Genomic DNA, 14,299 nt, shown 5'->3' with positions numbered 1-14,299 from the left:
TGCGGCGCCCGCCGCTTAGAATGCGCCGATGCCAGCGCCGTCCAAGCCCCGCAGCGCCTTCGAGCGCTACCTGCCCCACCGCCGCTGGCTGGAATGGGGCTACTGGATCGGCGTGGTCGTCATCAGCGCCACCGCCAACACCCTCACCGTGGGCATGGAGCTGCGCCGGGCCGGCATCGCCCACCACCCCATGGAGCCGGCGATCTGGGAATGGTCGAGCAACCTGGTCTTCCTGGCCCTGGTGCCGGCGGTGGCCTGGTACAGCCGGCGCTTCCCGCTGGTGCTCGAGGACTGGCGGCGGGCGCTGGTCGCGCATGCCGCGGGCAGCCTGGCCTTCTGCGCGCTGCACGTGCTGGGCATGGTGGCCCTGCGTTGGGCCGTCTATGCCTCGGCCGGCGAAAGCTACGACTTCGGGCCCTGGGGCCGGCAGCTGCTTTACGAATACCTCAAGGACATCCGCACCTATGCCGGAATGGTGCTGCTGATGGAAGCCTACCGCTTCGTGATCCGCCGGCTGCAGGGCGAGGCCCGGTTGCTCGATGCCCCCGACGATGCACCGCCCGAGGAGCCGGTCGAACGACCCGAGCGTTTCCTGGTGCGAAAGCTCGGCCGCGAATTCCTGGTCGCCGCCAGCGACATCGAGGCCCTGCAGGCCTCGGGCAACTACGTGAACCTGCGCGTGCGCGGCCGCGAATACCCGCTGCGCACGACGATCTCGGCGATCGAGGCACGGCTGGACCCGGCCCGCTTCCAGCGCGTGCACCGCAGCCACATCGTGAACCTGGACTTCGTCGCCAGCATCGAACCCCTGGACACCGGCGACGCCCGCATCCACCTGCACGACGGCAGCACCCTGCCCTGCAGCCGGCGCTACCGCGCCGCCCTCAAGGACCGGCTCGGCGCCGCGTCGTGAGTGCCGCGCAAGCCCGGCTACCGGATTAGCGCTGGTCCAGGAAGGCCTTGAGCGCGGCGACCTCCTCGTCGCTCAGCGCCGAGAAGCGGTCGCGCGCCACGGCGCTCATCATGCCGCTGGCACTTTCACCGCCGGCCTTGGTGATGCCCTCGCGCAATAACCGGGCGAACTCGGCCTCGTCATAGGCCTTGGCCACCACCAGGCCGGGCGTTCCTTCTTCCGGGAATCCAGCCAGGTCCATGCCGTGGCACTCCGAACAGGCCACCAGGGCCAGGTGCCGGCCGGCGTCGGCCTCGTGCCGGTCGGCCAGCACGGCGGGGGATTCGGGTTTGTCGGCGCGGAAGTCATCGAGCTTGTAGTGGCCGGTCAGCATGCCGACGCGGGCCATGAGCTGGATCCGGGTGGGCGGCAGCTCGTGGGCCACGGGCGGGACGGCGCGCAGGTAGGCCAGCAGATGCGACAGCTGGTCGTCGCGCAGACGCTGGAACGCCTTGGAAGGCATCACCAGGGCCAGGCGGCCGTTGGCCTTGGCACCCGACCGCATCAGCCGGACGAAGGCGCGGTCGTCGTAGCGGGCGCGCACCTGGGTGAGGTTGGGCGCCACCAGGCGCGCAACATGGGGAATCTCGACGAAAACGCGTCCTCCCAGATCGGGGCCATGGCAGCCCCGACAGCCCAGCACGCGGGCCAGGCGCTCGCCTTCCGCGACGTCACCCGCAGGCAGGCGCACCGGGGCGGCCGTCAGCAGGGGCGGCACCACCAGCTCCCTTTCGGTGGCCAGGAAAACGCCACCCCAGGCCAGCCCACCCAGGCCGGCCAGCACGACGGCTGTCCAGGCCAGCCACCGGAACCAGCGGCGTGTCTTACCCATGCCCAGTGCAACGGCGGACCCGGGCCAAAGCGGCCATGCACGCGCTGCGCGACAATGCCGCCATGACATCGCCCCGCAAGATCGTGCACGTGGACATGGACGCCTTCTACGCGTCGGTGGAACAGCGCGACGATCCGGCGCTGCGCGGGAAACCGGTGGTGGTGGCCTGGCGCGGGGCGCGCTCGGTGGTGTGCGCGGCCAGCTACGAGGCGCGCAAGTTCGGCGTGCGCTCGGCGATGCCGGCGCTGCGGGCGGAAAAGCTGTGCCCGCAGGCGGTGTTCGTGCCGCCCGACTTCGTGCGCTACAAGGCGGTGTCGCGGCAGGTGCGGGAGATCTTCGCGCGGCATACCGACCTGGTCGAACCGCTGTCGCTGGACGAGGCCTACCTGGACGTCACGCACAACAAGCTCGGCCTGGCCAGCGCGACCGCGGTGGCCGAATCCGTGCGCGCCCAGATCCGCGAGGAAACCGCGCTGACGGCCTCGGCCGGCGTCGCACCCAACAAGTTCCTGGCCAAGATCGCCAGCGACTGGCGCAAGCCCGACGGCATCTACGTGGTCAAGCCGGCCATGGTGGCCGACTTCCTGGCGCCGCTGCCGGTAGGCAAGATCCCGGGCGTGGGCAAGGTGATGGAAGGCAAGCTGGCGGCGCTGGGCATCCGCACGGTCGGCCAGCTGCGCGGTTTTGGCGGCGATGGCCTGGAAGCGCGGTTCGGGCGCTGGGGACGGCGCCTGCACGAGCTGTCGCAGGGCATCGACGAACACCCGGTGCAGAGCGAGCGCGCCACCACCCAGGTGTCGGCCGAGGACACCTTCGAAACCGACCTGCCCCTGGAACACACCGGCGACGCCATCGTGCGCCTGGCCGCCAAGGCCTGGGCGGCGGCCCGCCGCGAAACGCAGCGCAGCCCGCGCACCATCGTGCTCAAGCTCAAGACGGCGGATTTCCGCATCCTCACCCGCAGCCTGACGCCGGCCGTGATGCCGGGCACGCTGGAGGAGTTCACGGCGCTCGCGCTGGAGCTGCGCCAGCGCGTGGACCTGCCGGCGCACACGCGCTACCGGCTGGTGGGCGTGGGGCTTGCCAGCTTCCGCGGCCATGACGAAGCGCCGCCGCAGCCGGGCCTGTTCGACGGCGACCAGGGCGCCGGCGACTGAAACAAGACGGGCGGCCTCGCGGCCGCCCGTCCGATCCGTCCCTGGATCACGTGCCGGGGATCATTCCTCGGCCTCTTCCTCTTCCGGCTCATCGACGTAGGCGTCGAACTCGACGCGGTCCAGGCGCGAATCGCGGTTGCTGTCGGCCGCGGCGAACTCCAGGGCCAGCGAGTGCTCGGGCGGCAGGTCTTCCTTGCTGATGAAGCCGTCCATGTCCTTGTCCAGCTCGTCGAAACCCGGGTCGGCATTGAGCTCGGCCTGCAGGGCCGGGTCGGGGACCGGGTCGGTCGGCGGCACCATTTCCTGGGCCGAAGCCGAAGCGGACAGCGCCAGGGCGACGGCGCAGAACAGCGAAGCAGGGGTGGCGAACTTGCTCATGGGGATCTCCTTCTCCTACACGGGGGGAATGAAGCCGGGGGGCTTCGGCACCTACCCTGGCGGCGCGCCCACGAACATTCACTGAAGCCAAAGTTGATTATTCGTTACACGGGTTGCATCGGTCAGCGTTCGTCAAAGTGCATGAACAAGAAAGGGGCCGGCATGGCCGGCCCCTCGGGGTCACGCACTCGCGGTTGCGGTCAGTAGTACAGGTCGTAAAGCACGTCCAGCACCAGGCCGGTGGCCAGGGCTACGAGCACCACGTCGCGGTCGGAACGGACCCAGCGGTGGCCGTAGGGCGGCGGCGGCAGGCGGTAGCGGTTGTAGTCCACGTAATACGGGCGACCGTAGTAGGCCGGCGGCATGCGGTGGCCGACGCCCCAGCGCACGTAGCGGTGGCCCGACGGGTAGACGTAGCGCGCCGGGGCACGGAAACGGTGCTCGGGGCGCCACTGGTAACCGCGCCAGCGGCGGTCGTCGTGACGCACGTAGTGACGGTTGTCGTGGCGCACGTAGTTGCGGTTGTCGTGGCGACCCTGGCGGACGTAGCGCGGGTCGTTGCGGTTGTCGTGGCGCCAGTCACGGCGGTCGTCGCGGCGGTCGTCCCGGCGGTGGTTGCGGTCGTCGCGGCGGCCGTCACGCCGGTCGTTGCGATCGTCGCGGCGATCGGCACGCCAGTCGCGGCGGTCATCCCGGCGATCGTCGCGGTTCCCGCGGCGGTCGTCGCGACGGTCTTCGCGGCGATCGACCCGCACGGGGCCCTTGTTGTCCTGGGCGGACGCGCCGGCGACGACGCGGGCCCGCACATCCTGTGCAACCGCCGGCATCACCGTGGCACCGGCCAGCAGGACGGCCATCGAAACCATCAGTACTCTTTTCATCTTGGGATCCCTCGGGCTACGGAGCGCGGGCGGCCTGGGCCGTCCACGGGGCGAATGATTGTGTTCGCGGCGCTGAATTGCCCTTGAATCCGCCGTTCGCCCGGCGTGAAGGCCAGTCACTCGTTCAGCCCGATGAACACCGCGCCGGCTCGGCTAGAATGGCCGAAAACCAACCGGGAGGCCCCATGCCATCGTTCGACGTCGTGTCCGAAGTGGACAAACATGAATTGACCAATGCCGTGGACACCGCCAACCGCGAACTCGGCAACCGCTTCGATTTCAAGGGCCAGGACGCCAGTTTCGAGCTCGATGGCTTCGTGGTCACGCAGAAGGCACCGAGCGATTTCCAGCTAAAGCAGATGCTCGATATCCTGCGCGCGCGGCTGATCGCCCGCGGCATCGACATCCGCTGCCTGGACGTGGGCGAGCCCGAGATCAACCTGGCCCAGGCGCGCCAGAAGATCACCGTAAAGCAGGGCATCGAGCAGAAACTGGCCAAGAAGATCGTCGCCACGCTCAAGGAAGCCAAGATCAAGGTCGAGGCGCAGATCAACGGCGACAAGCTGCGCGTGTCGGGAAAGAAGCGCGACGACCTGCAGGACGCGATGGCGCTGCTGAAGAAGTCGGACCTGGAAATCCCGCTGCAGTTCGACAACTTCCGCGACTGAAGAAGCCTGCAGGAGCGCCAGAAGGCGTTCCTAGAGGGTGGTGTCGAAGAGCCTGGCGCGGTCGGCGTCGCCAAGCAGCCGCCATTCGCCGGGCGCCAGGCCATCGAGGCCCAGCCCGCCCAGCCGGTGGCGATGCAGGCTGTGCACGTGGTTGCCGACGGCGGCGAACATGCGGCGGATCTGGTGGTAGCGGCCTTCGACCAGGGTGACCTGGGCGCGGCGCGGTTCCAGCACCTCGAGTCCGGCGGGCGCCAGCGGCGTTTTTTCCGACTCCAGCATCAGCGTGCCGCTGGCGAATATCGCGGCCTCGTCGCCGCGCAGGTCCTCCGCCAGCGCCGCTTCATAGATCTTGGGCAGCATCGCCTTGGGCGAGGTGATCCGGTGCAGCAGGGCGCCGTCGTCGGTCATCAGCAGCAGGCCCGAGGTATCGCGGTCTAGCCGCCCGACCGTGGACAGGGACGGATTGCGCAGCCGGAAGCGCGGCGGCAGCAGGTCGTAGACCACCCGCCCCGGATCCTTGGTCGAACAGGTGTAGCCCACCGGCTTGTGCAGCAACAGCAGCAGGCCCTGCGGCGGATCCAGCGGCTCGCCGTCGACGCGCACGTCGGCGTGCCCGACGGCGTCATCGGCGTACAGCACCTCGCCGGCGGCGTCGGTGATGCGGCCCTCGCGGAACATCAGCGCCACCTGCTTGCGGCTGCCATACCCGAGGTTGGCGATCAGCTTGACCAGTTTCATGCGCCCGCCTTCACCGCGTGGATGACCTTGAAACCGCCGGCGTCGGCGAGCTTGCGGACCTCGCCGAAGCCACGCGCCAGCGCCTGTTCGTAGGGCAGGTGGCGGTTGGCCACCAGGCACAGGCGGCCGCCGGGCCGCAGCGCCTGGGCCGCGACGCGGATGAAGGCCTGGCCCAGTTCGGGCTGGTCGGCGCGCCCCTGGTGGAAGGGCGGATTGGACACGATGAAGTCATAGCGCCGCGACAGGCCGGCGGTGACGTCATGCCAGTGCAGGCCGGGCGTGAAGCGCCGGCCCGCCAGGTTCAGGCGCGCCAGCGCCAGCGCGCGGGCCTCGGCTTCGTACAGGTCGAGCGCGGTGACGCCGAGGCAGCGATCGATCACCTCCGCGGCCAGGTAACCCCAGCCGGCGCCCAGGTCGGCGCCTTCGCCCGCCAGGTCGGTGGGCAGGTTGGCCGCCAGCAGCGCCGAGGCGGCGTCGATGCGGTCCCAGGCGAACAGGCCCGGCCGGCTCTGGAAGCGGCCATCGAGGATCGGTCGCGGCGCATCGAGTTCACGCCACTGGGCCAGCAGTGCGCTGTCCACCCCGTCGCCCAGTGGCGCGGTCCAGACGGCGCGGCAATGGTGCTTGCCCAGCACGTGCACCGAACCGGCCAGGCGCTCGAGGTCGTCCTGCATCGAACGTGCGCCTTCCTTGTTGGCCGCGCAGGCCAGCACCACGCCGCCGTGGCCGGCCTGGTGGATGGCGCGCGCCAGCAGCGCCCGGGATTCGTCGCGCTGGCGCGGCGCCAGCAGCATCACCAGCCCGAAGCGGCCGGTGTTGGATTCCGAGACCGCGAACCCGTCCTTGTCCAGCGCGTCCGCCCAGGGTTTGAAGCCCTGTTCGCACACCGGCCGGTGCCGGCGCGCCGCGTTCAGCGCCGGGCCCGTGCGCGCACGTAGGAACAGGCAGTCGCCCGGCGCCGGCCATGCCAGCGCGCCGGAGGCCAGGGGCAGCAACAGGGTTTCGAGCGCGGGATCGGGAATCACGACGTCAGCGGGGGCGGCGGCAGGGCGGCAAGTCTAACCCGCAGGGTTCAGGCGTCGGCGGCGATGCGGTCGCGACCGGCGTCCTTGGCGGCGTAGAGCGCGCTGTCCACCGCGCGGTAGAGGCCGTCGGCGTCGCCGTGCCGGTCTGGGTCGAACCGGCCCAGGCCGATGCTGGCGGTCACCCCCATCGGCCGGCCGTCGAGCACCAGGGGCGAGGCGGCCAGGCTGGCGCGCAGGCGTTCGGCGGCGCGCCGGGCCTCGTCCTCGCCGGCCTGCATCAGCACGCCGAACTCCTCGCCGCCCAGGCGCGCCAGCAGGCACTGCGGTGGGGTGAACACCTGCTGCAGGCGGTCGGCCAGCGCCTGCAGGCAGGCATCGCCGACGGCATGGCCATAGCGGTCGTTGACGTGCTTGAAGTGGTCGACGTCGAGGATCAGCAGGCAAAAGCCGGCGCCGTCCTGGTGCGCCCGGGTCGCCAGGGCATCGAGGCGTTCGCTGAAATGGCGGCGGTTGCACAGGCCGGTCAGCGGGTCGGTGCGGCTGAGTCCTTCATACAGGTCGCGCTGTTCGCGCAGGGCCATGTCCAGGTCCAGCCGGCGCCGGTATTCGGCGTGCGTGCGCAGCAGCGCCCCCACCAGGTACACGGCGTAGAAGGTCATGGCCACCGCCAGCGCGCGCTGGTCCATGTCCAGCCACAGGATCACCAGGGTCGGCAGGAACAGCGCGGTGGCACCGACCACGGCGAAGGTGCGCACCGTCGTGTAGACGTTCACGAATACGGTGGCGTAGCCGATGGTGGCGATCAGCGACACCATGCGCACCTCGCCGCCAAAGCGCGGGTCGAGCAGCATCCAGCCCTGCACGCCCGACCAGGCCAGCGGCGCCAGCGGCAACACCAGCGCATAACGCTTCAGCCAGCGGCGGTTGGCGACGGCGTCTTCGGCCGGCGGTGGCCGCATCAAGAGGCGCGACACGCCCAGCACCAGGAAGACCATGGCCATCACCAGCGTGGGCAGCGGCGCGAACAGCTGCGCGCCGGCCAGCCAGGCCACCACCGCCCAGCCGAACAGGTACAGGAAACCCGCCAGCTTCGAACGTTCGTAGGTGTCGTGCACCACCTGGGCCAGGCGCCAGGCCTGGCGGTCTTCACCGGCGGTGGCCGGCAGCGCCGGCTTCAGGCCTTCCATTCCAGCGCCCGGTGGTCGAAACCCTGGGCCAGGCGCGGTTTGACGATCTCGAAGAACGGCGAGACGTCGAAGTCGCGCGGCACGTACAGGCTGTGGTGGCGGATGTGCAGGATTTCCCGGCGGGCAAGCTTGCCGCCGACGGTGCCGGCGTCCACGCGCTCGATCTCGGGCAGGATCGGGTACCGGATCGATTCGAAGGCCTGGGCCAGCAGGGTCGAACAGATCGCCTTGGTCGGCTCGCCGCTGCCCAGCGCCAGCAGCTGGCGCTTCATCGAACCGGGCACCGGCGGCGTGCGCACCAGGTAGCGCGCCAGGTCGAAGATGTTCTTGAGGTCGTAGGTGATGCCCTTGCGATCGAGCATGAAGCGCACCAGCGCGTCGATTTCCCCTTCCGACAGGCCCACCGGCCGGCAGATGCGCGCATGCAGGCCGGCGAAGGTGGACAGCGGGATGGTGCGCACGCCTTCGACCACGTCCACGTCCACGAACAGGCGCGGCTCCTCGCCGTCGGCCACCGGGCCCAGGGTGTCGCCGATGCACAGGGCGGCGTGCGACCAGGTGGACTGGGTCAGGTACTTGATGGCCGTGGCGAAACGGCTGCTGCCTTCGACCAGCAACACGTCGCCCTTGCGCAGGGTCGCGGCGAGCAGCCGCGGCGGGCTGGTGGGCAGGTGGCTGCTGCGTTCGCGCGGCTTGGCCAGGAAGCGGGCCAGCGCGCGCCCGATGGCTCGGAGCGGCGACATGCGCCGAAGCCTAGCGCATGCCCCCGCCGCTGGGCAGCTTTCAGCCGGCCGGGCGCTGGGCCGCCAGCAGTTCGCGCAGCTGGCCCAGCTTGGCCTTCACGCGGACGGCGTGGTCCGGGCCCATGCGCCACAGGGCCTTGTGGCCGATCGACGCCTGTTCCAGGCGCGGGTCGGCGAAGGCCCAGCGCGGCTGGCCGGGCACCGGGGCCAGGGCCAGGTTGGGGCCCGGATCGGGCGCGGCCAGCAGGTGGTCGATCACTTCCACCAGCCGGTCGTTGAAGGTTCGCCCGGGCACGCCGACTTCGCGGTAGGCCTGCTCGAACAGGGGATACAGGCGCACGTAGGCCGACACCAGGCGCCGCGAATCCACGCCTTCGAAAGTAGCCACGGCGGTGTCGTAGCGGGCGAAATTGGCGGGGTCGAGATAGCGCTGCCCGCCGGACACGCCGACGGCGAAGTCGCCGGACACGGGGCGGGCGGCGTAGGCCTGGCGGGTGATGTCCCGGCGCGGCAGGTTGTCGATGGTGGTCACCAGGCGCTGCACGAGGTATTCGGGCACCAGGAAGGCGGCCAGGTCGCCGCCGTCGAGCAGGCCGGCCAGCGCCGCCCAGGCCACGGCGTCGCTGTCGGCCAGCGCCGGCAGTGGTTCGGCGGGTGCCTCTTCGGGCAGTACCGGCACGTCCTCGATAGGATGCAGCACCTCCGGCTCACGCGTGGCTTCGGCGACGGGCACCGGTGCGTCGGCCGCCGATGCCGGCCTGGCTTGTTCACGCGGGTAGTACTTCCAGGCCAGCACGCCGCAGATGGCGAGAAAGGCGACGGCCAGCCAGGGGCCGGCCTTGAATTGTCTGCTCATGTGAAGACTCCTTGCGGCGGGACGCCCGTTGAGACTACGCCAGCGCGCTTAAGTTCCGCGAAACGAAGGCTCGGTCCGCCCTAGGACTATCGTCACTTGACGCTCCCCGCCGCGGCCACCAGAGTCAGGCGGGCCACCGCCCTAACGCCCTTGGAGTGACACGATGGACAGACGCAATTTCCTGACGATGTCGGGAGTGGGCCTTGCCGGCCTGATGATGCCCTTCGGCCGCGTGATCGCCGCCGAAGACCTGGTCACTTCACTCGACATCGGCATCAAGAAGGCAATGGCCGACGCCGCCCTGCAGGCCGCCCGCGACGCCGGCGCCAGCTACTGCGACGTCCGCATCGGCCGCTACCTGCAGCAGTTCGTGGTCACCCGCGAAGACAAGGTGCAAAACGTGGTGAACACCGAATCGACCGGCGTCGGCATCCGCGTGATCGCCAACGGCGCCTGGGGTTTCGCCGCCACCAGCGACCTGAGCACGTCCGGCGTCGCCAACGCGGCCCGCCAGGCCGCCGCGATCGCCAAGGCCAATTCCGGCCTGCAGACCACGCCGGTGCAGCTGGCGCCGGTGAAGGGCTTCGGCGAAGTCAGCTGGCGCACGCCGATCGTCAAGAACGCCATGGAAGTGCCGGTCAAGGAAAAGGTGGACCTGCTGCTGGGCGTGAACGCCGCGGCCATGGCCGCCGGCGCCAACTTCGTCAATTCCACCCTGTTCCTGGTCAACGAACAGAAGTACTTCGCCTCCACCGACGGCAGCTACATCGACCAGGACGTGCACCGCATCTGGGCGCCGTTCACGGTGACGGCGGTGGACAAGGAAAGCGGCAAGTTCCGCACCCGCGACGGCCTGTCGGCGCCGATGGGCCTGGGCTACGAATACCTGGAAGGCAAGCCGGGCGACCGTTTCGTCTCGCCCAACGGCATCGTCAACTACGGCAAGTCCTACGACATGATCGAAGACGCCGTCGCCGCCGCCCAGCAGGCGCGCGAGAAACTCAAGGCGCCGTCGGTCAAGCCGGGCAAGTACGACCTGGTGCTTGACCCGACCAACCTGTTCCTGACCATCCACGAAAACGTCGGCCACCCGCTGGAACTCGACCGCGTGCTGGGCTACGAGGCCAACTACGCCGGCACCAGCTTCGCGACGCTCGACAAGCGCGAAAACAAGTTCCAGTACGGCAGCGACATCGTCAACCTGTTCGCCGACAAGGTGCAGGAAGGCAGCCTGGGCGCCGTCGGCTACGACGACGAAGGCGTGAAGACCAAGAAGTGGGACCTGGTGAAGGACGGCGTGCTGGTCAATTACCAGGCCATCCGCGACCAGGCCCACATCATCGGCGAAGAAGAGTCGCATGGCTGCTGCTACGCCGATTCCTGGGCCAGCGTGCAGTTCCAGCGCATGGCCAACGTGTCGCTGGCGCCGGGCAAGAAGAAGCTCAGCGTCGAGGACATGATCAAGGACGTCGAAAAGGGCATCTACATCATCGGCGACGGTTCGTTCTCGATCGACCAGCAGCGCTACAACGCCCAGTTCGGCGGCCAGCTGTTCTACGAAATCGAAAACGGCAAGATCACCCGCATGCTAGAGGACGTGGCCTACCAGATCCGCACGCCGGAATTCTGGAACGCCTGCACGGCCATCTGCGATGAATCCGACTACCGCATCGGCGGCAGCTTCTTCGACGGCAAGGGCCAGCCCGGCCAGGTTTCCGCCGTCTCGCACGGTTCGTCCACGGCCCGTTTCGACGGCATGAACGTCATCAACACCGCCCGCAACCTCGGCTGACCGGCGCAGGAGCCTTAAACCATGAGCATCTACACCGAAGAACAGGCCAAGGCGATCCTCGACAAGGTCATCAAGCTGTCGCAGGCCGACGAGTGCACCGCGACCCTGTCCGGCTCGATCACCGGCAACATCCGCTTCGCCCTCAACAACGTCTCCACCAGCGGCATCGTTTCCAATGCCCAGCTGATCGTGCAGTCGGCGTTCGGCAAGCGCGAAGGCATCACCACCATCAACAGCTTCGACGACGCTTCGCTTGAGCGCGTGGTCCGGCGTTCCGAGGAACTGGCGCGGCTGGCGCCGGAAAACCCGGAATACATGCCGATCATCGACAAGCAGGACTACAAGCCCTCGCCGACCTTCGTGCAGGCCACGGCCGACATCACGCCCGAGCAGCGCGCCCAGGTGGCGGCCGCCTCGATCGGCCCCAGCAAGGACGGCAACCTGATCGCCGCCGGCTTCCTGCAGGATGAAAACGGCTTTTTCGCCTTCGCCAACTCCAAGGGCAACTTCGGCTACCAGAAGGCCACCAACGTCAACTACACCTGCACGGTGCGCACCGAAGACGGCCGCGGTTCGGGCTGGGTGACGCGCAACTCCGGCGACATCCGCGATTTCGACGCCGACGACGCCATCGCCGTGGCCATCCAGAAGGCGCGCGATTCGGCCGAGGCCAAGGCGCTTGAGCCGGGCAAGTACACGGTGATCCTGGAGCCGGCCGCGGCCGCGGGCCTGATCAGCTTCATGATGTTCTTCTTCGACGCCCGCCAGGCCGACGAAGGCCGCAGCTTCCTGTCCAAGAAGGGCGGCGGTACGCGCCTGGGCGAACAGGTCTACGACCCGCGCGTGAACATCATGGCCGACCCCTGGCATCCCGAGGCGGCCGTCATGCCCTGGGACCAGCAGGGCCTGCCGCGCGAAAAGCATCCGATCATCAAGGACGGCAAGGTCGAGTACCTGCAGTACTCGCGCTTCTGGGCCAAGGAAAAGGGCAAGCGCGCCATGGGCCAGCCAGGCAACCTGCTGATGGCCGGCGGCGACAAGTCCACGGCCGACCTGGTCAAGGGCACGCAGAAGGGCATCCTGGTCACCCGCACCTGGTACATCCGCATGGTCGATCCGCAGACCGTGCTGCTGACCGGCCTGACCCGCGACGGCACCTTCTACATCGAAAACGGCGAGATCAAGCACCCGGTGAAGAACTTCCGCTTCAACGAATCGCCGGTGATCATGCTCAACAACATCGAGGAACTGGGCAAGCCGGTGCGCATCAGCGGCGACGAGTCCCCGTTCACGATGATGATCCCGCCGATGAAGCTGCGCGACTTCACCTTCAGCTCGCTGTCCGACGCGGTGTGATGCCCGCGGGGATGGGAAACCGATGAACCGACGCGGTTTCCTGTCCCTGCTCGCCGCCGCCGGCGCCCTGGCCCTGCCCGGGCGCCGCGCATTTGCGGCGGCCGACGACTACGACTTCTGGTTCACCCGCCTGATGTACGACTCGGGCAACTGGGACGTGGACCAACGCATGCCGGCGAACATCATCACTTCGCTGATCGATTACACCCGCCTGCGCGTGGACCCGAAGGAACACGTGCTGGCCCTGGCCGACCCGCGCATGCTGCAGGCGCCGTTCTGCTACCTGGCCGGGCACAAGCTGGTGGAGTTCAACCCCGACGAACGCCGCAATTTCGAAGCCTACGTGCGCAACGGCGGCTTTGTGTTCGTGGACGACTGCAACCACGACATCGACGGCCTGTTCGCGAAATCCTTCGAGGCCCAGATGGCCTCGATCTTCGGCCCGCGCGCGCTGCAGAAGCTGTCGAACCGGCACCCGATCTACTCCAGCTTCTTCCGCTTCGACGGCCCGCCCACCACCGGCTTCGAACTCAACGGCTGGGGCGACGACCTGGTGCACGACTACCTCAAGGGCATCGAGGTGGACGGCCGCCTGGGCGTGCTCTACAGCAACAAGGACTATGGCTGCGAATGGGACTACGACTGGCGCAACAAGCGCTGGCTGGCCGAAGACAACACCAAGTTCGCCGTCAACATCGTGATGTACGCATTGACCGCCTGACCCGGATGGAACCGCCATGAACACCAAGACCCCCGACGACCTGCAGGCCCTGCTCGACCGCATCACGCCGCTGCGCGAGGCGATCGGCCAGGCCATCGTCGGCCAGCACGACGTGGTCGAACAGTTGCTCACCGGCCTGCTGGCCGGCGGCCACTGCCTGCTCGAAGGCGTGCCCGGCCTGGGCAAGACCCTGCTGGTGCGCACGCTGGGGCAGGCCCTGGACCTGGGCTTCCGGCGCGTGCAGTTCACGCCCGACCTGATGCCCAGCGACATCCTGGGCACCGAGATCCTGGAAGAGGACCACGGCACCGGCCACCGCCACTTCAAGTTCCAGCCCGGGCCCGTGTTCACCCACCTGCTGCTGGCCGACGAACTCAACCGCACGCCGCCCAAGACCCAGGCCGCGCTGCTCGAGGCCATGCAGGAACACACGGTCAGCTACGCCGGCACCACCCATCCGCTGCCCGAACCCTTCTTCGTGCTGGCCACGCAGAACCCGCTGGAACAGGCCGGCACCTATCCCCTGCCCGAGGCCCAGCTCGACCGCTTCCTGCTGCACATCCGCGTGGACTACCCCAGCGAAGCCGAAGAGCGCGACATCATCGAACAGACCACCGGCGGCAAGACCCCCAAGGTGCCGCAGGTGATGAACGGCCAGGACGTGCTGGCCCTGCAGGCGCGCGTGCGCGAAGTGCACCTGGGCGCCGACCTGCTGGACTGGATCACGCGCCTGGTGCGCTCGAGCCGCCCGGGCCCGGGCGCGCCCGCCGACATCGCCTTGTACGTGCGCTGGGGCGCCGGCCCGCGCGCCGGCCAGTCGCTGGTGCTGGCCTGCAAGGCGCGGGCGCTGCTCAGCGGACGCTTCGCCGTCACCCGCGACGACGTGCTGGCGCTGGCCGCGCCGGTGCTGCGCCACCGCCTGCTGCTGTCCTTCGCCGCGGAGGCCGAGCAAAAATCGCCCGACGACGTGGTGGCTGCGCTGCTGCGCGCGGTCCCGCACCCGGCCTGAGGCC

At 69.0% G+C, this 14,299-nt stretch carries 15 protein-coding genes; 7 read left to right on the top strand and 8 right to left on the bottom strand.

What is annotated here, in order from left to right:
* Nucleotides 1-28 precede the first annotated feature (28 nt).
* The gene (locus tag IEX13_RS11470; protein ID WP_188664329.1) at nucleotides 29-913 is read left to right on the top strand and encodes a LytTR family DNA-binding domain-containing protein; all 885 of its coding nucleotides are present in this window, start codon (nucleotides 29-31) and stop codon (nucleotides 911-913) included.
* Nucleotides 914-938: 25 nt separating this feature from the next.
* Here IEX13_RS11470 and IEX13_RS11465 read toward each other — a convergent pair whose 3' ends face one another.
* A complete protein-coding gene (locus IEX13_RS11465; protein WP_188664327.1) occupies nucleotides 939-1,784 on the bottom strand; it encodes a cytochrome c4 in 846 nt (281 codons plus the stop codon).
* A gap of 62 nt (nucleotides 1,785-1,846) precedes the next feature.
* On the opposite strand from IEX13_RS11465, the gene dinB reads away from it, so the two are divergent.
* Complete coding sequence (gene dinB / locus IEX13_RS11460; RefSeq protein ID WP_188664324.1) at nucleotides 1,847-2,941, top strand: DNA polymerase IV; 1,095 nt, start codon at nucleotides 1,847-1,849, stop codon at nucleotides 2,939-2,941.
* A 60-nt stretch (nucleotides 2,942-3,001) separates the two neighbouring features.
* Here dinB and IEX13_RS11455 read toward each other — a convergent pair whose 3' ends face one another.
* A complete protein-coding gene (locus IEX13_RS11455) occupies nucleotides 3,002-3,319 on the bottom strand; it encodes an EF-hand domain-containing protein (RefSeq protein WP_188664316.1) in 318 nt (105 codons plus the stop codon).
* A gap of 200 nt (nucleotides 3,320-3,519) precedes the next feature.
* The gene (locus IEX13_RS11450; RefSeq protein WP_188664314.1) at nucleotides 3,520-4,200 is read right to left on the bottom strand and encodes an RcnB family protein; all 681 of its coding nucleotides are present in this window, start codon (nucleotides 4,198-4,200) and stop codon (nucleotides 3,520-3,522) included.
* A 185-nt stretch (nucleotides 4,201-4,385) separates the two neighbouring features.
* Between IEX13_RS11450 and IEX13_RS11445 the strand changes: the two genes are divergently transcribed.
* Nucleotides 4,386-4,868, top strand: coding sequence for a YajQ family cyclic di-GMP-binding protein (locus tag IEX13_RS11445; protein WP_188664312.1), 483 nt, complete (start codon nucleotides 4,386-4,388; stop codon nucleotides 4,866-4,868).
* A 30-nt stretch (nucleotides 4,869-4,898) separates the two neighbouring features.
* Here IEX13_RS11445 and IEX13_RS11440 read toward each other — a convergent pair whose 3' ends face one another.
* Genes IEX13_RS11440 through IEX13_RS11420 form a run of 5 tightly spaced genes read right to left on the bottom strand, consistent with a single transcriptional unit; the run spans nucleotide 4,899 to nucleotide 9,417 of the window.
* On the bottom strand, nucleotides 4,899-5,606 hold the full coding sequence (locus IEX13_RS11440; protein ID WP_188664310.1) for a pseudouridine synthase: 708 nt from the start codon (nucleotides 5,604-5,606) through the stop codon (nucleotides 4,899-4,901).
* Nucleotides 5,603-6,631 (bottom strand): class I SAM-dependent methyltransferase, encoded by a 1,029-nt coding sequence (locus IEX13_RS11435; protein WP_229668535.1) that lies wholly within the window; start codon nucleotides 6,629-6,631, stop codon nucleotides 5,603-5,605. The genes IEX13_RS11440 and IEX13_RS11435 overlap by 4 nt, the downstream gene beginning before the upstream one ends.
* 47 nt (nucleotides 6,632-6,678) lie before the next feature.
* Nucleotides 6,679-7,818, bottom strand: a complete 1,140-nt coding sequence (locus tag IEX13_RS11430) for a GGDEF domain-containing protein (protein ID WP_188664308.1) — start codon at nucleotides 7,816-7,818, stop codon at nucleotides 6,679-6,681.
* Nucleotides 7,806-8,561, bottom strand: a complete 756-nt coding sequence (locus IEX13_RS11425; protein ID WP_188664306.1) for a C40 family peptidase — start codon at nucleotides 8,559-8,561, stop codon at nucleotides 7,806-7,808. Before IEX13_RS11425 ends, IEX13_RS11430 begins: the two co-directional genes overlap by 13 nt.
* Before the next feature lie 40 nt (nucleotides 8,562-8,601).
* Nucleotides 8,602-9,417, bottom strand: a complete 816-nt coding sequence (locus IEX13_RS11420; protein ID WP_188664304.1) for a DUF3014 domain-containing protein — start codon at nucleotides 9,415-9,417, stop codon at nucleotides 8,602-8,604.
* Nucleotides 9,418-9,580: 163 nt separating this feature from the next.
* Between IEX13_RS11420 and IEX13_RS11415 the strand changes: the two genes are divergently transcribed.
* From IEX13_RS11415 to IEX13_RS11400, 4 genes are read left to right on the top strand one after another with little or no spacing between them, the layout of a single operon-like run.
* Nucleotides 9,581-11,209 carry a TldD/PmbA family protein gene (locus IEX13_RS11415; protein WP_188664302.1) on the top strand — a complete coding sequence of 543 codons (1,629 nt, stop codon included), beginning with the start codon at nucleotides 9,581-9,583 and terminating at the stop codon, nucleotides 11,207-11,209.
* A gap of 21 nt (nucleotides 11,210-11,230) precedes the next feature.
* Complete coding sequence (locus IEX13_RS11410; protein WP_188664300.1) at nucleotides 11,231-12,565, top strand: TldD/PmbA family protein; 1,335 nt, start codon at nucleotides 11,231-11,233, stop codon at nucleotides 12,563-12,565.
* A gap of 22 nt (nucleotides 12,566-12,587) precedes the next feature.
* Nucleotides 12,588-13,286, top strand: a complete 699-nt coding sequence (locus tag IEX13_RS11405) for a DUF4159 domain-containing protein (RefSeq protein WP_188664298.1) — start codon at nucleotides 12,588-12,590, stop codon at nucleotides 13,284-13,286.
* Between the two features lie 16 nt (nucleotides 13,287-13,302).
* Nucleotides 13,303-14,295, top strand: coding sequence for an AAA family ATPase (locus IEX13_RS11400; protein WP_188664296.1), 993 nt, complete (start codon nucleotides 13,303-13,305; stop codon nucleotides 14,293-14,295).
* The last annotated feature ends 4 nt before the right edge of the window (nucleotides 14,296-14,299 follow it).

Source organism: Arenimonas soli (assembly GCF_014643775.1).
Lineage (GTDB): Bacteria > Pseudomonadota > Gammaproteobacteria > Xanthomonadales > Xanthomonadaceae > Arenimonas > Arenimonas soli.
The sequence above is the reverse complement of the archived record's forward strand: the minus strand, read 5'-3'. Positions and strand labels throughout refer to the sequence as shown.

Bases quoted from the DNA above. Each gene is read 5' to 3' on its own strand.
- IEX13_RS11470 (WP_188664329.1), top strand. From the start codon at position 29: ATGCCAGCGCCGTCCAAGCCCCGCAGCGCCTTCGAGCGCTACCTGCCC.
- IEX13_RS11465 (WP_188664327.1), bottom strand. From the start codon at position 1,784: ATGGGTAAGACACGCCGCTGGTTCCGGTGGCTGGCCTGGACAGCCGTC.
- dinB (WP_188664324.1), top strand. From the start codon at position 1,847: ATGACATCGCCCCGCAAGATCGTGCACGTGGACATGGACGCCTTCTAC.
- IEX13_RS11455 (WP_188664316.1), bottom strand. From the start codon at position 3,319: ATGAGCAAGTTCGCCACCCCTGCTTCGCTGTTCTGCGCCGTCGCCCTG.
- IEX13_RS11450 (WP_188664314.1), bottom strand. From the start codon at position 4,200: ATGAAAAGAGTACTGATGGTTTCGATGGCCGTCCTGCTGGCCGGTGCC.
- IEX13_RS11445 (WP_188664312.1), top strand. From the start codon at position 4,386: ATGCCATCGTTCGACGTCGTGTCCGAAGTGGACAAACATGAATTGACC.
- IEX13_RS11440 (WP_188664310.1), bottom strand. From the start codon at position 5,606: ATGAAACTGGTCAAGCTGATCGCCAACCTCGGGTATGGCAGCCGCAAG.
- IEX13_RS11430 (WP_188664308.1), bottom strand. From the start codon at position 7,818: ATGGAAGGCCTGAAGCCGGCGCTGCCGGCCACCGCCGGTGAAGACCGC.
- IEX13_RS11425 (WP_188664306.1), bottom strand. From the start codon at position 8,561: ATGTCGCCGCTCCGAGCCATCGGGCGCGCGCTGGCCCGCTTCCTGGCC.
- IEX13_RS11420 (WP_188664304.1), bottom strand. From the start codon at position 9,417: ATGAGCAGACAATTCAAGGCCGGCCCCTGGCTGGCCGTCGCCTTTCTC.
- IEX13_RS11415 (WP_188664302.1), top strand. From the start codon at position 9,581: ATGGACAGACGCAATTTCCTGACGATGTCGGGAGTGGGCCTTGCCGGC.
- IEX13_RS11410 (WP_188664300.1), top strand. From the start codon at position 11,231: ATGAGCATCTACACCGAAGAACAGGCCAAGGCGATCCTCGACAAGGTC.
- IEX13_RS11405 (WP_188664298.1), top strand. From the start codon at position 12,588: ATGAACCGACGCGGTTTCCTGTCCCTGCTCGCCGCCGCCGGCGCCCTG.
- IEX13_RS11400 (WP_188664296.1), top strand. From the start codon at position 13,303: ATGAACACCAAGACCCCCGACGACCTGCAGGCCCTGCTCGACCGCATC.